Origin of the sequence: Saccharomonospora sp. (assembly GCF_027317685.1) — a bacterium.
Taxonomy (GTDB): Bacteria; Actinomycetota; Actinomycetes; order Mycobacteriales; family Pseudonocardiaceae; genus Saccharomonospora.
This window is the reverse complement of sequence record NZ_DAHVQP010000089.1, coordinates 15,221-32,591: the sequence shown is the minus strand read 5'-3', so window position 1 is coordinate 32,591 and position 17,371 is coordinate 15,221. Positions and strand designations below refer to the sequence as shown.

The 17,371-nt window shown below is 67.8% G+C and carries 14 protein-coding genes; 4 read left to right on the top strand and 10 right to left on the bottom strand.

What is annotated here, in order from left to right:
* The coding region (locus M7H19_RS10495) for an RpiB/LacA/LacB family sugar-phosphate isomerase (protein ID WP_298180260.1) at nucleotides 1-197 on the bottom strand (197 nt) is incomplete at its 3' end.
* Nucleotides 198-268: 71 nt separating this feature from the next.
* Here M7H19_RS10495 and M7H19_RS10490 point away from each other — a divergent pair.
* Nucleotides 269-1,021, top strand: coding sequence for an MBL fold metallo-hydrolase (locus M7H19_RS10490; protein ID WP_298180250.1), 753 nt, complete (start codon nucleotides 269-271; stop codon nucleotides 1,019-1,021).
* A 13-nt stretch (nucleotides 1,022-1,034) separates the two neighbouring features.
* On the opposite strand, the gene M7H19_RS10485 is transcribed toward M7H19_RS10490, so the two are convergent.
* A complete protein-coding gene (locus M7H19_RS10485) occupies nucleotides 1,035-1,658 on the bottom strand; it encodes a DsbA family protein (RefSeq protein ID WP_298180248.1) in 624 nt (207 codons plus the stop codon).
* 250 nt (nucleotides 1,659-1,908) lie between these two features.
* Between M7H19_RS10485 and pepN the strand changes: the two genes are divergently transcribed.
* The gene (gene pepN, locus M7H19_RS10480) at nucleotides 1,909-4,473 is read left to right on the top strand and encodes an aminopeptidase N (protein ID WP_298180246.1); all 2,565 of its coding nucleotides are present in this window, start codon (nucleotides 1,909-1,911) and stop codon (nucleotides 4,471-4,473) included.
* A 91-nt stretch (nucleotides 4,474-4,564) separates the two neighbouring features.
* On the opposite strand, the gene M7H19_RS10475 is transcribed toward pepN, so the two are convergent.
* The 4 genes from M7H19_RS10475 to M7H19_RS10460 all read right to left on the bottom strand — a co-directional run bounded on the left by M7H19_RS10475 (nucleotide 4,565) and on the right by M7H19_RS10460 (nucleotide 6,814).
* Nucleotides 4,565-5,062 (bottom strand): DUF5130 family protein, encoded by a 498-nt coding sequence (locus M7H19_RS10475; RefSeq protein WP_298180243.1) that lies wholly within the window; start codon nucleotides 5,060-5,062, stop codon nucleotides 4,565-4,567.
* The gene (locus tag M7H19_RS10470) at nucleotides 5,049-5,294 is read right to left on the bottom strand and encodes a hypothetical protein (RefSeq protein ID WP_298180242.1); all 246 of its coding nucleotides are present in this window, start codon (nucleotides 5,292-5,294) and stop codon (nucleotides 5,049-5,051) included. Before M7H19_RS10470 ends, M7H19_RS10475 begins: the two co-directional genes overlap by 14 nt.
* A gap of 250 nt (nucleotides 5,295-5,544) precedes the next feature.
* A complete protein-coding gene (locus M7H19_RS10465) occupies nucleotides 5,545-5,763 on the bottom strand; it encodes a hypothetical protein (RefSeq protein WP_298180240.1) in 219 nt (72 codons plus the stop codon).
* A gap of 319 nt (nucleotides 5,764-6,082) precedes the next feature.
* Nucleotides 6,083-6,814 (bottom strand): HNH endonuclease, encoded by a 732-nt coding sequence (locus tag M7H19_RS10460; protein WP_298180238.1) that lies wholly within the window; start codon nucleotides 6,812-6,814, stop codon nucleotides 6,083-6,085.
* A 188-nt stretch (nucleotides 6,815-7,002) separates the two neighbouring features.
* On the opposite strand from M7H19_RS10460, the gene M7H19_RS10455 reads away from it, so the two are divergent.
* Together M7H19_RS10455 and M7H19_RS10450 are read left to right on the top strand one after the other, a co-directional pair.
* Nucleotides 7,003-8,016, top strand: coding sequence for a mechanosensitive ion channel family protein (locus M7H19_RS10455; RefSeq protein WP_298180235.1), 1,014 nt, complete (start codon nucleotides 7,003-7,005; stop codon nucleotides 8,014-8,016).
* A gap of 28 nt (nucleotides 8,017-8,044) precedes the next feature.
* The gene (locus M7H19_RS10450; protein ID WP_298180233.1) at nucleotides 8,045-8,440 is read left to right on the top strand and encodes a globin; all 396 of its coding nucleotides are present in this window, start codon (nucleotides 8,045-8,047) and stop codon (nucleotides 8,438-8,440) included.
* A gap of 100 nt (nucleotides 8,441-8,540) precedes the next feature.
* Here the strand turns inward: M7H19_RS10450 and M7H19_RS10445 are convergent, their stop codons facing one another.
* The 4 genes from M7H19_RS10445 to M7H19_RS10430 form a co-directional block, all read right to left on the bottom strand.
* The gene (locus M7H19_RS10445; RefSeq protein ID WP_298180231.1) at nucleotides 8,541-9,176 is read right to left on the bottom strand and encodes a hypothetical protein; all 636 of its coding nucleotides are present in this window, start codon (nucleotides 9,174-9,176) and stop codon (nucleotides 8,541-8,543) included.
* Nucleotides 9,173-9,625 carry a thioesterase family protein gene (locus tag M7H19_RS10440; RefSeq protein ID WP_298180229.1) on the bottom strand — a complete coding sequence of 151 codons (453 nt, stop codon included), beginning with the start codon at nucleotides 9,623-9,625 and terminating at the stop codon, nucleotides 9,173-9,175. Before M7H19_RS10440 ends, M7H19_RS10445 begins: the two co-directional genes overlap by 4 nt.
* Before the next feature lie 12 nt (nucleotides 9,626-9,637).
* Nucleotides 9,638-14,620, bottom strand: a complete 4,983-nt coding sequence (locus M7H19_RS10435; protein ID WP_298180228.1) for an NAD-glutamate dehydrogenase — start codon at nucleotides 14,618-14,620, stop codon at nucleotides 9,638-9,640.
* 273 nt (nucleotides 14,621-14,893) lie between these two features.
* Entirely contained in the window at nucleotides 14,894-17,359 is a 2,466-nt protein-coding gene (locus M7H19_RS10430) for a hypothetical protein (protein WP_298180226.1), read from the bottom strand.
* Between the last annotated feature and the right edge of the window lie 12 nt (nucleotides 17,360-17,371).

Sequence of the window (17,371 nt, the reverse complement as noted above, 5' to 3'; positions counted from 1 at the left end):
CCGATGACGATGCCGAGGCTGCCCTCGTCGGCCACCACCCTGCGGGCGGTCTCGATGCAGAAAGCGGGATAGTCGTCGGCGGCGTCATAGACGTGCGGGCCGACGTCGGTCACCTCGTATCCCCGCTCACGCAGGTGAGTGACGAGGTGGTTCTTCAACTCGTAACCGGCATGGTCGCTTCCCAGGTACACGCGCACGGCTGCCAAGTCTGCCATCCCCGTCCCCCGACGACGCATCCACCCGGCCCACCCCACGTACGCTTCGCGGCATGAACCACGACGTGGCAGGCCGATGGATCGAACTCGGTGACGGCGTGTTCGCACGCCGATACTCCGAGCTGGACCTCTGCGTGGGATTGGTTCTGGGCTCCGAACGGTGCCTGGTCGTGGACACGCGCGGCGACGCCGAACAAGGCGCCGAACTCGCCGCGGCCGTCCGCGAGATCACCTCGCTGCCTTGGACCGTCGTGCTCACCCACGACCACTACGACCATGCCTACGGCGTTCCCGCGTTCCTGCCGTGTCCCGTGTGGGCGCACCCGAATTGCTGGGAAGCGCTCCGCGACGCGGGTCGGGCCCCGGTGCCGGACCGATCGGTGGAGTCGGACACCGTGCTGGACCTGGGCGGGCGTCGGGTGGTGCTCCGACATCCCGATGTCGCCCACACGGCGGGCGACCTGGTGGTGCACGTACCCGACGCCGGGGTCCTGTTCGCGGGCGACCTGGTGGAGCACGTGCCGGGCGGGTCGTTCAGCGCCGAGTCCTTCGGCAGCGACACCACGCTGGCGGGCTGGCCGTCCGCACTGGATCGGCTGCTCGAACTGAACGCCACCACGGTCCTGCCGGGCCACGGTGACCCCGCAGGTCCCGACCTCGTCAGGACCTGCCGTGACTCCCTGCTGACGCTGCTCGCCCTGCGACAGGCCCTACGCGCGGGCGAGCTCACCCGTGCCGATGCCGTTGCATGCTCACCGTTGCCCGAGGACGTCACGCTCGCGGCGCTGACCGAGCCGTCCGCGTGACGTCCACCGATCCTCAGTCGAACTTCAGCGACCCGGTGCGCGTGCGCTTCAGCTCGAAGAAGTCCGGGTAACTCGCCAGCGCCCGAGCCCCCTCGAACACCCGAACGGCGTCCTCACCGCGCGGGATGGAGGTGAGGACGGGCCCGAAGAACGCCACACCGTCCACGTGGATGGTCGGGGTACCGACGTCCATGCCCACGGGGTCCATGCCCTCGTGGTGGCTCGCCCGCAACGCCTCGTCGTAATCAGTGGACTCAGCGGCCTTCAACAGCTCGCCCGAACCGTCCGCCTCCTCGAGCGCCTGCCGGAGCACGGCGTCGACGTCCTTGTTGTCCTGGTTGTGGTAGCGGGTACCGAACGCGGTGTAGAAGTCACGCACGGCCCGCTCCCCGCGGTGTTGGGCGAGCGCCGTCGCGACGCGGACCGGACCCCACGCCGTGTCCAGCATCTTCCGGTAGTCGGCGTCCAGATCACGGCCCTCGTTGAGCACGGAGAGACTCATCACGCGGAAGTTCAGGTCGATGTCGATCTGCTTCTCGACCTCCAGGATCCAGCGCGACGTGATCCACGCGAAGGGACACATGGGGTCGAAGTAGAAGTCGACCCGAGTGCGATCGGACTGCGCTCCTGCTGTCATGCCCTCTCCTCACCGATACCGCTGGTCTTCGTCGTTTCCGGAAGAACCCGATCGGGGCGTGCGCGGAGTTGCGTCGCGCCACGTCGGGTAACCGGCCCTCCAATGACAGCCAACAGCGCTGTCGCGTCCGTTGTTCCCGTCACCGCTCCCTGGAGCGCATGATTGGATGCGCTGAGCACACTGGTCGAGACAACGGACAGTGTGGTCCCAGACATCCCGACAACAGACGACGAACAGCGTAGAGGTGCCAGTGCCCGCTCCGAATCTGACTCGCGAACAAGCTCAGCAGCGCGCCGCCCTGCTGGAGGTGTCCGCCTACGACATCGAACTCGACCTCACCGACGGCCACGGCAAACCCGGTGAGGGCACGTTCGATTCGAAGACGACCATCCGCTTCGCCGCCACCCGGCCGGGGCGGAGTAGTTGGGTGGACATCGTCGCCGAGGGCGTACGGGAAGCCACGCTGAACGGACGGCAACTCGACGTGTCGGGCTACGTGGAGGATGAGGGCATCGCGCTGCCGGACCTCGCCGCGGACAACGAACTCGTCGTGCACGCCGACTGCCGTTACATGAACACGGGCGAGGGGCTGCACCGGTTCGTCGACCCCGTGGACGGCGGTGTCTACCTCTATTCACAGTTCGAAACGGCCGACGCGAAGCGGATGTTCGCGTGCTTCGACCAGCCCGACCTCAAGGCCACCTACCGGCTGACGGTGATCGCTCCCCCCGACTGGAAGGTCGTGTCGAACTCCCCCGTCGCCTCCCGCGAGGACACTCCGGAAGGAGCCGTGCGCACGGTGTTCGAGACCACCGAGCGCATCTCCACCTACCTGGTGGCGCTGATCGCCGGGCCCTACGCCGAGTGGCGCGACACCTACACCGACGAGCACAAGACGATCCCGCTCGGGATCTACTGCCGTGCCTCGCTGGCCGAGCACATGGACGCCGACCGGCTGTTCACCGAGACCAAGCAGGGCTTCCGCTTCTTCCACGAGAAGTTCGGTGTGCCCTACCCGTTCGCGAAGTACGACCAGCTGTTCGTCCCCGAGTTCAACGCCGGGGCGATGGAGAACGTGGGCGCGGTAACCTTCCTGGAGGACTACGTCTTCCGCAGCCGCGTGACTCGCTACTCGTACGAGCGCAGGGCCGAGACGCTGCTGCACGAGATGGCGCACATGTGGTTCGGCAACCTCGTGACCATGCGCTGGTGGGACGACCTGTGGCTGAACGAGTCGTTCGCCACGTTCGCCAGTGTGCTGGCTCAGGCCGAGGCGACCGAGTACACGGGCGCGTGGACCAGCTTCGCCAACATCGAGAAGTCGTGGGCGTACCGCCAGGACCAACTGCCGTCCACCCACCCGATCGCCGCCGACATGGTGGACCTGCACGCGGTGGAGGTGAACTTCGACGGCATCACCTACGCCAAGGGCGCAAGCGTGCTCAAGCAGCTGGTGGCGTACGTGGGGCAGGAGAACTTCCTGTCCGGGCTGAAGGTCTACTTCGACAGGCACGCCTGGGGCAACGCGACACTGACCGACCTGCTGGCCGCGCTGGAGGAGGCGTCGGGCCGCGACCTGTCCTGGTGGAGCGCCCAGTGGTTGGAGACCACGGGGCTCAACACGCTGCGTCCTCGATTCGAGCTGGACGACGAGGGTCGGTACCGCTCGTTCGCCATCGAACAGGGCGGGGCGAAGCCCGGGGCGGGCGAGTTGCGGACCCACCGGGTCGCGGTCGGCGTCTACGACTACGACCGTACGGGCTCGCTGGTGAGGACCCATCGCGTGGAACTCGACGTCGACGGTGAACACACCGACGTGGCCGATCTGGTCGGTGTCAAGGCGGGGCCGCTCGTCCTGGTCAACGACGACGACCTCACCTACTGCGCGATGCGGTTGGACAGCGGGTCGTTGGCGACGCTCGTGGACCGCATCGACGACATCACCGAGCCGTTGCCGCGCACGCTGTGCTGGTCGGCCGCGTGGGAGATGACGCGGGACGCGGAGATAAAGGCTCGCGACTTCGTCACGCTCGTCCAACGTGGCCTCTACGCCGAGACCGAGGTCGGGGTGGTGCAGCGGCTGCTCGTGCAGGCGCGGGCGGCACTGGACTCCTACGCGGATCCCTCGTGGGCGGCCGAGCACGGTTGGCCCTCCTACACCGCGGCGCTGCTGGAACTGGCTCGTTCGGAGGAGCCCGGTTCGGACCACCAACTCGCGTTCGTCAACGCCCTCACCAATTCCGTGCTCGACGACGCCACGTTGGACGTGCTGGCGGGCTGGCTGGATGGTTCGGCACCGCTGGAGGGCCTCACGGTGGACACCGACCTGCGGTGGCACCTGCTGCACGCGCTGGTGGCACACGGCCGCGCCGGTGATACCGAGATCGACGCCGAGCTGCGACGCGACGACACGGCCACCGGCCGCAGGCACGCCGAGCGGGCGCGGGCACTACGTCCCACCCCGGAAGCGAAGGCGGAGGCCTGGGAACGCGCGGTCTACGACGACGAGTCCCCGAACGCGGTGAACGAGGCCATCATCGCGGGCTTCTCCCACCCGGCGCAGAAGCACCTGTTGGGTGACTACACCCAGCGGTACTTCGAGATGCTCGACGAGGTGTGGAGTCGGCGGTCCAGTGAGCGTGCACAGCCGACCGTCCTCGGCCTGTATCCGTCGTGGGAGGTGTCGGAAGAAGGCATCGCGGCGGCGGACGCGTGGTTGGAGGGGACTCACCCGGCGGCACTGCGGCGGTTGGTGTCCGAGGGCCGTGCCGGCGTTGTGCGCGCGTTGGCCGCCCGCAAGTTCGACGAGAGCTGACCGAAACGACCGGATGAACGAAAAAGGCCGCCGTCCTCGACTCAGGAGTTCGGGGACGGCGGCCTTTTTCGTGTGGACTTCGTCGAGCTCCTCAGGAACGCGGGGCTGAACCCGCCTGGTCGGCCATCATGCGAAGGCCGCTGATGAGCCCACCGATGAGGTCACCCTCCTTGAACGAGGCGACCATGCTCATCACCGCGAGCTTGGCGCCCCGGTCGGACAGACGCTGCATGGCACGGGCACCGGTGACCACCTCGACGACGCGTTCGCCGGGTGACACGGCGATCAGCACGGCCTCGTCACCACGCTCACCGAGCGTGCTGTGCAGCGCCTCGGCGCTCTGCCGAGATTCGTCGCCGAGCTCACCGAGGTAGATGCTGAAGTCGAGCCCCGTCTCCCGGCTGGCCAAGGTCAGCGCCTCGTCGAGACGAGCCAACTGAGCCGTACTGAAGGGGCCGGAGGGAGTAGTGGGCTCGTACATCTGTGCCACGGACACTCGGCCACTCGCCGTCACTGCGGCACCAGGTTGGTGCTTCGTCCCTTCGAGCCCGGTGGACTTGCTGTCCCGGGTCAGTTCACCAGTTCCCACTGGCACCTCCACGAACTGTCGACGGAGCGGTGCTTTCCTCAGCACCGTCGGCGTGCCGCTGTCCCACACCCTCTGGGTTGGCGGTCCACCACACGGGCGGGTAGTCCCACGCCTGTCCCGGCCGGTACCGGGGCCTGCTCGCGAACTTCGACCGTAGCGTCACCAGCGCGAAGAAGCCGTAGACGGCCAGCGGTATCGCCACGAAGACCAGGATCGTCTCGAGGATGCTCACGGCCGCAGGGTATCCGACCGTCGCACTCCCTACTCACCTGCCACGGTGAGCATGTGCAATTTGCGTGACCCTCTGGCCCCCATATCACCCGCTTGCCACGCCGGTCATCCCACGATGAGCGGAAAGGACGTTGGCGAAAGGTCGCACTTCCACGTACGTGCGGGGGTACCGGTCAAGAGGAACTTGTTCGGACCCAAAAAGGCTCCTACGTTTTCCCCTGCACGACCTTGTGCCATTTGTTCCCAAACCTTTACAGGTCACACGCGGCCATAGGAGGATCTGGCATGTTCACCACTTCGAGCACCGTTCCCGCGACCAACGACACCTGCGGCACCCGCGTCACCCGTGGCACCAGGGTGACCCGTGGCACCAGGGTGACCTGCGGCACCCGCGTCACCGCAGGCACCCGCGTCACTCGCGGCACCAGGGTGACCCGTGGCACCCGCGTCACCGCAGGCACCCGCGTCACTCGCGGCACCAGGGTGACCCGTGGCACCAGGGTGACCCGCTGACGCGGTAAGGCACCCTTCCTCTCACCTGCTGCGCACGGCCCACCCCACACACGACCGCTGCGCGCGACACCGCCCCCAGGCCCAGGCCACTCTCACCACCGCGCCCGGCCGGGTACATCGGCCTTCTGGAGCGCGAGTGAGGGCAGCCGGGAACGAGCGGGCGGCCAGAACGGAGGAGCCGGGCAGCTGCGCACCGGCGACAACAGCGCAGCCGAACATCGCTGTGGATCCCGGCCGGCTCGTGCAACCCGGGAGCGAGCCGGGGACCACGGGTCTCTAGGCCGCGGGCACCCTCAGGTAACGCTGCCACAGCGGATCCGCCTCTTTGGCGTGAGCCAACAACTTCCAATGCGGCCCGCGCGGCTGTCTGGGCACCACCCGCAGACTCCAGCCCAACTCGGACAGCGACTTGTCGGCCTTGCGATGGTTGCACTTCGCGCAGCACGCGACACAGTTCTCCCACGAGTGCGCGCCCCCGCGACTACGGGGCACCACGTGGTCGATGGTCTCGGCCTTGCCTCCGCAGTAAGCGCAGCGGAACCGATCGCGGTACATGAGGCCCGCGCGCGTCAACGGGATTCGGGTCCGATAAGGTACCCGGACATACCTGCTGAGCCTGATCACCGACGGCACCCCGACCGTCGTCGTGGCCGAGCGCAGCAGGCGACCGGTCGGGTCCTCGTGAACGACCTCTGCTTTGCCGCAGACCAGCAACACGACGGCCCGCCGCAGGGGCAGCGCCGTGAGTGGTTCGAACGTGGCGTTGAGCAGCAACACTCTCCGCTTGCCCAAGCCAGGTGCCGAAGTACCGGCCCCGTTGGCGCTCGAATCACGAGGACGACGGCCGTGCGACCGCCCGACCCTGTCCGCATACGTCGGTGGCCCTGTGGGCGGCGAGCCGGTGACGCTCACGCTCGTCGCCGGAGCACAAGGCACGATCATCTCGGGCGTCGACCCGGCAGGTTGCCGGATTCGGGCGCCGTAGGGGCTGGGTTGTCGGTCTGGCACGCGACCACCTCCACCGGTGCAGCCCTAGTCGACCACAAATCGCCCCCGGAACGCACGTGTGTTCTGCCACGTGGTTCCTCTGAGTACGGTTGCGGAAGAAAGAACTCCGGTCAACCTGCCTCGATCGAAACTCTCGCCGACCGCCGACGATGTGCCACGAGCACACCAGGGAGGAGTGCGAACCAGCGGTGGAACAGTTCCTCAGCCAGTCACCCGGGAGCGAACCACCCGAGTGCACCCAGGATGCGGGGTCATGGTGTCAGCAACTCTGGCACCTCACGGGCAACGAGTGGCTCGCGGCGTCGGCCGACTGGCTCGTGGCACGCCCACTCCGCATCCTGTTGATCCTCCTCGGTGCGGTCTTCATCCGATTCGTCATCCGAAAATTGATCGACAGGCTCACACGCACGTCGGTCGAGGGCACAGGCAGGCTACCCGCGATACTGCGGCCCTTGAAGGAACGCGCTCCCGAGGTGCTCGGGCCCGTGGTGTTGGAAAGGCGCAGACAACGAGCCCAGACCATCGGCTCGTTGCTGAAGTCTTTGACCAGCTTCGTGGTGTTCGGCCTGGCTTTCGTGCTGATCCTCGGCGAGCTGGGCATCAACCTCGCCCCCATTCTCGCTTCGGCGGGCATCGTCGGTGTGGCCGTCGGTTTCGGTGCGCAGAACCTCGTCAGAGACTTCCTGTCGGGCATCTTCATGATGCTGGAGGACCAGTACGGCGTGGGTGACATCGTGGACGTCGGTGAAGCCACCGGCACGGTGGAGTCGGTGGGTTTGCGTATCACCACACTCCGCGATCTCAACGGTACGGTCTGGTACATGCGTAACGGTGAGGTCCTGCGTGTCGGCAACTTCAGCCAGGGCTACGCGGTCGCCGTCGTCGACGTCCCCGTCGGCTACCACAGCGGTATCGACAAAGCCACGGCCGTGCTGGAACAGGTAGCACGGGAAGCGGCCGAACTAGACTCGATCGCGCCCGACGTGCTGGAAAACCCCCAGGTCCTGGGTGTCGAGAACGTCACCCCGGAAGCCGTCCAGTTCCGTCTCACCACCAAGGTGCGGCCCGGCCGCCAGTGGGCCGTGCAGCGGGCTCTCCGAGCCGAGATCATGCGAGCTCTGGAGCGTGAGGGCTTCGAGCCGCCACTCGGCCGGTTCCTGGGCACGGTCCCCGTCCGAAACGGCGAGTCGGTCGGCCGCTGACAACCGGCAGAATGGAGACGTGGTAGACGTGAGTGTCCAACCCGCTCGGCACGAGACCTTCTACGACGCGGTGGGCGGAGAAGAGACCTTCCGCAAGATCGTGGCACGGTTCTACGCCGAGGTCGCCAAGGACGAGATCCTCCGGCCCATGTATCCCGAGGAGGACCTCGGCCCCGCGGAGGAACGGCTCAGGCTGTTCCTCATGCAGTATTGGGGAGGCCCGCACACCTACTCGGACAGGCGCGGGCATCCTCGGCTCCGGATGCGGCACGCGCCGTACAAGATCGGCCCGATCGAAAGGGACGCCTGGCTACGGGCCATGCGTATCGCGGTGGACGAAGCCGGCGTCGAGGAGCCGTATCGCACACGGCTGTGGACCTATCTGGAGACAGCCGCGCACTCTCTGATGAACAGCTGGGACTGACTCTGCCGAGCCCGCTACAGCCCCTCGGTAACCGGGACGCGCGAAGCGATGCCACACAGCCACAACATCGCCGAGGCCACGCCCGGTTACCCTTGGGGCGTCAGAACAGCAACGGCAACAACGCCCGACGACGTCGTAATACCGCGCCGTATCGGGCGTCGAGACGCAACCACGCGTCCGTGGCCGACACCCGCACCACGTCCTCGCCCAACGACGAGTCGACGAACCCCATGCCCGACAGGGCGAACAAACACCGCATCGGCACTTTCACCTCGTGCCCCGGGCCGGACACCGTCAGCACGTTATGGTCCATCAGCGAGGCCGGTGGAGTGCCCTGCGGCCCGACGTTCTCCCTGGCGAGCTCCACGCCCCGGTCTGCCAGGTCGCTCACGACCTTGACGGGAAGGTCGTCGACGGGCTGCCACTCACTGTTCGTCGGGAGTTCCGAACGCCACAGCAGGTCCTGAGGTGGCCCCGGGTCCATCCGGTCGGACCTGGTGACGGTGAGTGCCGCCAACAGTTCGTTGCCGGACACCGTGACGTCCGACGGTGTCACCTCGCCTTCGACGGCTCGGGTCACCAACACGTCGAACGGCGTGGTGGCCCATGCCTCGACGACCTTCTCGTTGCGCCTGCGCAACCGCACCATGGCCTGACCATCGAGCCTCACCGCGCGCGCCACGAACGCGCCCAGGCTCTCCCGGTCGGCGGGGTCGAATATCCGTAGCTCGGTCACGTCCGTCCTCCGCTCGGGACATGTTTGCTGAGAAAAGCCCGCTCGGACTCGGAAAGCCTGCGTGGCTTGCCTCGGCTGAGGTCATACGGCGCGAGCACGGTGCCGGCGGTGGCGGCTACCGGGTCGTCCTCGGACGGCCCGGTCCTGACCCGGTAGTCGAGAGTGAACGAAGCGTGTCGCAGATCCGCCAACGTGATCTCGACGCGGACCTTCTGCCCCTCGACCAGGATGGGCGCCCGATAGTCCACGTGCAGCCGTACCACGACGATGCCTTTGGCGAAGTCGGACAGGCCCGGATCGGAGCCGTCGGGGCCGCCGCCGAACAGCAGCGGCACCCGCGCCTCCTCCAACAGGGTCACCAACCGTGCGTGGTTGACGTGCCCGAACGCGTCCATGTCGGACCAGCGCGGCCGCACCAATGCCACGTACGGGGTCATCTCACCAGCCATCGCACCAGCACATCAGCGGATCGCGCCGCGGATCTGCCGCACCGCCACCGACAGTGTCGCCAGGTCGAACCTGCCGGTGCTCTCGATCTCGTCCAGTGTCCCGCGGGCACGCGCGAGCCGCGACGAGTTCGCCTGCTCCCACTGCGCGATCCTGCCGTCCACGCTGTCGTCAGGGTCGCTTTGCCGCAGAGCCTCCAGGGTGATCGACCGCATCGACGAGTACAGGTCGTCCCGCAACGCCAACCGGGCGAGCGCGTGCCACCGGTTGCCGCGTTCCAACGCGTTCACGGACGTCAGCATGCGGTCCATACCGAGGTGGTCGGACAGCGCGTAGTACAGCTTCGCCGTCTCGATGAGGCCGTCCTCGCCCTTCAGCCCGAGCTCCTGCTCGGCCACCTCCGCGACCTCGACGATGTCGAGCAGCGAGTAGCTCGTGATCACCAACGACACTCGCCGCGCGAGGTCCTCCGGCACACCCTGCTCCTTCAGGGCCTCCGTCTCGCGCCGCACGGTCTCGGCTTCCTCGCCCCGCAGCAGCTCGTCCAGCCGCGGCACCAGGGTGGCGATGCGGCCGGCGAACCGGTCGAGCTCCGAACCGACGTCCAGCGGCTGAGGCCGGTTGGTGAGGAACCACCGCGCCGCCCGGTCGAGCAATCGCCGAGTCTCCAGCACCATCCTGTCGGCGACGTCGGTGGGCACCACGTTGTCGAGCGCGGCGATGTCGTCCCACACCCGGTGCAGGTCGTAGACACCGGTGGCGATGGCGAACGCACGTACCGCGTCGGTGCCGGTGGCGTTGAGCTCCTCGGCGAGCCGGAACGCGTACGACAGGCCCGCGCCGTCCACGACCTCGTTCACCAGCAGAGTCGTCATGATCTGCTGGCTCAACGCGTGCTTCGCGATCTCGTCCGCATAGTCACGGCGCAACGGCGTCGGGAAGTACTCCGGCAGCCTGCGGGCGAAGACCTCCTCATCCGGCAGATCGCTGTCGAGGATCTCCTCCTTGAGATCGAGCTTGACATGCGCCAGCAAGGTCGCCAGTTCGGGCGAGCTCAGCCCCTCACCGGCCTTCTCCCGCGCAGCGAACTCCGCCTCGCTGGGCAATGCCTCCAGCTCACGGTCGAGCGCGCCCTTGGCTTCCAGCGAGGCCACGAGCCTGCTGTGCACCGGCAGCATGGACGCCGCGTGCGCCCGGCTGACACCGAGGACGGCGTTCTGCCGGTAGTTGTGGGCCAACACCAGCTCGGCGACCTCGTCGGTCATCTCCTGGAGCAGGGCGTTGCGCCGCTGCTGGTCGAACTTCCCTTTCGCCACGAGCTGTGCGAGGAGAATCTTGATGTTCACCTCGAGGTCGGAGCTGTCCACGCCCGCCGAGTTGTCGAGAGCATCGGTGTTTATCTTTCCGCCCTTGCGGGCGAAGTCGATGCGGCCGCGCTGGGTGAACCCGAGGTTCCCGCCCTCGCCCACGACCTTCACGCGAAGCTCGCCACCGTTGACGCGGACGGCGTCGTTGGCCTTGTCGCCCGCATCGGCGTGCGTCTCGCTCTCGGACTTCACGTAGGTGCCGATGCCGCCGTTCCACAGCAGGTCCACCGGCGCTTTCAGGATGGCACGGATGAGTTCCGCAGGCGACATCGTCGTCACGTCGTCGGCCAGGCCGAGCGCCTCCCGCACCTGCGGGCTCACCGGGATCGTCTTCGCCGACCTCGAGTAGACGCCACCGCCTTCGCTGATGAGCGAGGGGTCGTAGTCCTCCCAGGACGAACGCGGCAGCTCGAACAGCCGCTTGCGCTCGCGGTACGACGTGGCGGCGTCGGGGTTCGGGTCGAGGAAGATGTGCAGGTGGTTGAACGCGGCCACCAACCGGATGTGCTCCGACAGCAGCATGCCGTTGCCGAAGACGTCCCCGCCCATGTCGCCGATGCCGACGACGGTGAAGTCCTCGCTCTGCGTGTCCTTGCCGAGCTCCCGGAAATGCCGCTTGACGCTCTCCCAGGCACCCCTCGCCGTGATGCCCATGGCCTTGTGGTCGTAGCCGTGGGAACCGCCGGAGGCGAAGGCGTCACCGAGCCAGAAGCCGTACTCCGCCGCGACCTCGTTGGCGATGTCCGAGAACGACGCGGTGCCCTTGTCTGCGGCCACGACGAGGTAGTTGTCGTCACCGTCGTGACGCACCACGTCCCGTGCGGGCACGGTGACACCGTCGACGAGGTTGTCGGTGAGGTCGAGCATCCCCGAGATGAACATCCGGTAGCACTCGACACCCTCGCGCTGGTGGTTCTCCCTGTCGATGCTCGGGTCACCGGTCGGAGCCGGCGGCTGCTTGACCACGAAACCGCCCTTCGCGCCCACCGGCACGATGACGGCGTTCTTCACGGCCTGCGCCTTGACCAGTCCCAGGACCTCGGTGCGGTAGTCCTCGCGGCGGTCCGACCACCGCAACCCGCCCCGGGCCACGGAGCCGTACCGCAGGTGCACACCCTCGACTCGGGGCGAGCACACGAAGATCTCGTAAGCGGGACGGGGTTCCGGCAGTTCCGGGACCCGCTGCGGGTCAAGTTTGAACGCGAGGTACGGACGCGGCGAGCCGTCCGCATCGGTCACCCAGTAGTTGGTGCGCAGCGTCGCCATGATCACCGACGACAACCGCCGCAGGATACGGTCGGTGTCCAGGCTCGTCACCGCGTCGATCATGGTGTTGATCTCGGCGACCTGGGCGTCGACCTCCTCGTCGCGTCGCTCGTTGTCCCGTCCGGGATCGAACCGCAGTTCGAACAACCGCACCAACGCCTTCGCGACGTCGGTGTGCGCCAGCAGCGCGGCCTCGATGTACTCCTGCGAATACGGGGAGGCGGCCTGACGCAGGTATCGCGAATAAGCCCGGAGCACCGAGACCTGCCGCCAGGTCAGACCCGCCCGCAGCACGAGCGCGTTGAACCCGTCGACTTCGGTGAGCCCCCTCCAGGAAGCGGCGAACGCGTCCTGGAAACGCACCCGCAGGTCCTCTTCGGCGTCGTCACCGTATTCCGCCAGCACCCGCGGCTCGATACGCAATCCGAAGTCGTAGATCCAGCACTGGTGGCCGCCCTCGGTCTGCACCTCGTACGGCCGCTGGTTCACCACCTCCACGCCCATGTGCTGCAACATCGGCAGCAATGTGGACAGTGTCACGCCCTCACGCAGATACAGCTTGAACCGTCGCTCCCCCGGCGCCGCGTCGGCGGGCAGGTAGAACGACATGTCGAGCGCGTCCGACGTGTCCAGCGCCTCCAGCTTCCGCATGTCGGCCAGCGCCGTGGCCGCGTCGAAGTCCTCTTTGTAGGCCTCGGAGAAGGCAGCGGCGTACCGGTGCGCCTGCTCGGTGGCCGACTCCTCACCAGCCAGAGTCACCGCCTTGCCGTTACCCGCACGGGCCCGGCGCTCGTCGAGGATGACCTCCACCAACGAGTCGTCCCAGGTCCGAGAGGCCTCCTCCAGGCGCTCCTGAATACGCACGGTGTCGGGCTCGGTGACGCCTTCCGATCCGGTGTAGACGGTGAAGTGGATCTGTGCCAGCGAGATCTCACCGAGCCGAGTGCTGTACTCCAACGATGTACCGTCGAGCTCGTCGAGCAGCACCTGCTGCATAGCCAACCGCGACCGGGTCGTGTAACGATCCCGGGGCAGGAAGACCAGACACGAATAGAAACGGCCGTACGGGTCCCTGCGGAGGAACAACCGCAACCTGCGCCGACCGGTGAGCGTGATCGCCCCCGTGACGGTGGCGTAGAGCGAATCCGTGTCGGCCGAGAGCAGGTCGGCCAGCGGCCAGTTCTGCAGGACGTCCAGCATCTGCTGGCCCGAGTACGACTCCATCGGGAACCCGGCCCTGTGGATGACCTCGCGGACGCGCCGGTTCACCACGGGGATGTCGAGCACGTCCTCGTGCAGGGCCGACGACGTGAACATTCCGAGGAAGCGGTGTTCACCCGTCACCCGGCCTTCCTCGTCGAACGTCTTGACACCGACGTAGTACGGGTAGACGGGTCGATGCACTGTGGACAGGGTGCTGGCCTGCGTCAACACCAGCAGAGTCGGCGACAGCACCCGCGAAGCGGTGTCGGGCCCGTCGGTCAGGTCGCGCGCGACGAGGCTGTCCTGCCGGAGTACGCCGAGGCCGGAGGCCAGAACGGCCCGCAACACGGGCTCTTCACTCGTCCGCGACTCGGGTACCACCTCGTAGTGCCGGTAGCCCAGGAACATGAAGTGCCCGTTGGCCAGCCACCGCAACAGCTCGATGCCCCCGGCCACCTCTTCCTCGGGCAGCGGTGGCGGATGCTCGTCGAGCGACTTCGCGATGTCCACCGCCGTGCGCGTCATCTTGTCGGTGTCCTCGACAACCTCTCGGACGTCGTTGAGCACCTTGGACAACCTGTCGTCCAGCTCCCGCGCACGTGCCGGGTCGCCGATCGGGTCGACCTCCAAGTACATCCACGACTCGACGACGGCACCGGACGGCGGGGTCGCGACGTTGGCCTTCGGGTAGATCTCTTCCAGGGCGCCCGCCACGTCCCTGCTCACGACCACGATGGGGTGCACGATGCGCTGCACCTGGACCCCGCTGCGAGACAGCTCGGCGACCACGGAGTCGACCAGATACGGCATGTCGTCCGTGACCACCTGTACGACCGTGGACTCACGCGCCCAACCGTCGTTGTCGGTGTTCGGGTTGAACAGCCGCACCACCGACCTACCCGGCACGCGCTTTTGGGCGAGCTCCACGTGCGAGCGAACCGCACCGATCAGGTCGGTGGGATTGTCGCCGAGAATCTCCTCGGCGGGAACGAGCCGGTAATACATGCGGATGAGATCCGCGATGTCCGGTGCCTGGGCCGCGGTGGCCTCCACGAGTTCGTCGCGGAGCTGCTCCGGGCTACGCGGCATCTTGGCGGTATCGGTCTTCGCGTCGTCGATGCCGGGATGGGCCGATGTTCCGGTCGAGCTTGTGTCAGGCAACCCAACTCTCCAGTGTCCTGGCTAGACCCCAACGTCACGCCTCTCACAGTTACTGTCCCATGACGTCATCGGTCGGTTACCAGCACCCCTGTGGGGCCACAAGCGTGTTTCGAGGTCCTTCCGAGGAATGGACGAGGGTGTTGACAGCGACACGACCGCCGAGAGCGCCGAGGACACCGATGACGGCGAACAACTATCGCCTGCTCGCGCCCGGACGTCCCCGCTCACACATCGCACCGCCCGCCGGCGCGGGCAGAAGTCGCTGTACGCGCCTCAACCGTCGCCGCGATGCTTGCCGTTGATGCGAGGCTGCTCGTCGTCCACTCCGAGCTTGCGCACCAACGCCGCGGCACTCGCCGTACCCGCCTGGTGCTCGGCAAGCGCCCGGGCCAACAGTTCGGCCAACCCCGCGTCCGGCGGTGGGTCGTCGGTCGGCGCCCCGTGGGAACCACCCGGGTCGTACGAACTACCCGCGTCGGAGAACTGTTCGGCATGCTCGGCGGTCGTGTTCTGCGCCGCCTGGCCCGCACCGGAGTCCTGCTCCGCCTGGCCCGTCGCAGTCGACACGGATTCCTCGTTCAGCGGAGCCAGCGCGGGCGGCAGCTTCAACCGCGGCAGCCAGCCGTAGTCCTCTGTGGTGGCCGAGTCCTCCGACTCGGTTTTCGGGCTCGTCTCCGTGGTCGTGGGCGTGTCCGTTCCGGTGAGGCCGGTCGCGGACCCGGTGGAGGAAACAGTGCTGGTGGTGCGGGCGGTGCTGTTCTCGCCGGAGGCAGCGGTGGGTTCGTCGGCCGGCGGCTTCCCGGCCGCCGTGGCGCCGGCGCCGCTTGTCACCGATGCTTCGGCGGCTTGACCGGCCAAGGGAGTCTCGTTCACCCCGGAGGCGGAAGAACCGGTACCGGAACTCCCCACTCGTTCGTCCTGGTCGTCTCTGTCCGCTGCACGTCGACGCCCTCCACTTTTGCCCGGGGAGATCCCGAGCCGGTCGAGCACCGACCGGGCGGCGACCGAACCGTGTTCGGTGTCGTGTCGCCGGCGCTTGGGCGTGGTGAACGGCGGCTTGCTGATATCCCACACCGGCTGCTCGGACGTCTTCTCGGTCGAGTCCTCCGGCTCCGGTTTTCGTCGTCTCCGCCTCGGCTCCGGCGGCGGCGTGTCGTCGGTGATGATCGGGGTGACGGCCGTGATCTCGGTGGCCGACACCTCGTCCGTGCTCGTCCTCGGCTCCGGCGGCTCGGAAGTCGAAGCAGGAGACGAGGCCGACGCGGGAGTCTGGGATGCCGCGGGAGTCCGGGGTGAGGAAGACGAGGCGGCCGATGCCGCCGACCCCGTCGTGGAGTCCGCGTTCTCGCCACCGGGTGTCGGCGGCTGGGACGACTGGGACGGCTGGGCGGCTTCGCCACGACCGGACGCCAGCCGCAACATCGGCAGCACCACCCTCGGCCGCGACGAGGCGTCTCGCTCGTCGGCACGGCGCTTACCGCCGGACGACCCCGCCGACGACCGCTGCGACGACGTCCCGGCCTTACCCCGGGACTCCGAATCCGACGACGTCCGCTGCGTGGGTGGTTGCGCGGAGGCGGCCTGCCCTGCGGCCACCACCATCCCCGCGAGGTCGACCGGTGCCTGCTCCCCCGTCCCGAAGGCACCCGTGAGCAAGGCCCGCGCCTGGCTGCTGACCCGCGTGTGCAGATGTTCGGCCGACCGCGCACGGTACAGGCATTGGATGGCCTCGCTCGCCTGGCCGATGCGCTCCTCGACGTGGGCCAACTCCAGCCAGAGCCGAGCGGTCAGCGCGTACAGACCATGCCGTCCGGTGCTGTGCACGGCGTCGCGCAACATCCTCGCCGCCGTCTCGGCCGAACCGTTCACCAGATGTACCCGGGTGGCTATGGCCAACCGCAACCAGGCCGACGGTGCGATGCCCCCGGCCCGCGCGGGTGTCGCCAACAGCGGTTCGGCGACCTCCAAAGCGAGATCCGCGTCACCCCGGTCGAGCAACGAGCAGACCAGTTCGAGGACCAGCCGAACCCGAGCCAGCCCTCCGTCCGCATCGGCGTCGCCGAGGTCGTCGAGAAAACCGATACCGGTTCGAGCCGCGTCGGCCGCCCCCACCAGGTCGCCGTGCCGACGCCGGTGCGCCGACACACCCACCCGCAGCAATGCCCTCGCGGCCAGTCGGTCGTCGTCACCGAGCTGCGTGTCCCGGGCGATCAGGTGATCGCCCTCCAGCAGCACCCTGTCTAGCTCCGCCTTCCGACCGAACGTACCGAGGCAACCGACGAGATGACACAGCGCCGCCGCCCGCTGCACCGACGACAACCCACCCACGGTGAGCACCGGCCGCAGCGCCGCCAGTCCCGTCAACGGTGCTCCCACAGCCCGCGCGCACACCGCGAGGTCGGTACGCAACTGAGCCGCGATGACCGGGTGCCCCGCGTCCTCGGCCGCTCGCAGCGCTGTCACCGCCCTGCCCACGGTCGACGCCCTGTGGCCGAGACGAACCCTGGTGTGGACGACAAGGCTTTCCGCCCGTACCCACAGCTCATTGGCCCCCGCCGACTCCGCCGCGGCGGCGGCTCGCTCCCCGAGAATGAGAGCCAGCTCGGGAGCGCGTACCTGGAGGGCCGAGGCGCGCTCCACCAGTTGCTCGACCGAAGCCAAGCCCCCGGCGACGCCGTCGTGAACAGTGAACCTCCGGCTGTCCGCCGCGCTTACGCCTGTCTGCTCAGTGGTTGCCACTGGGTCTGTCCT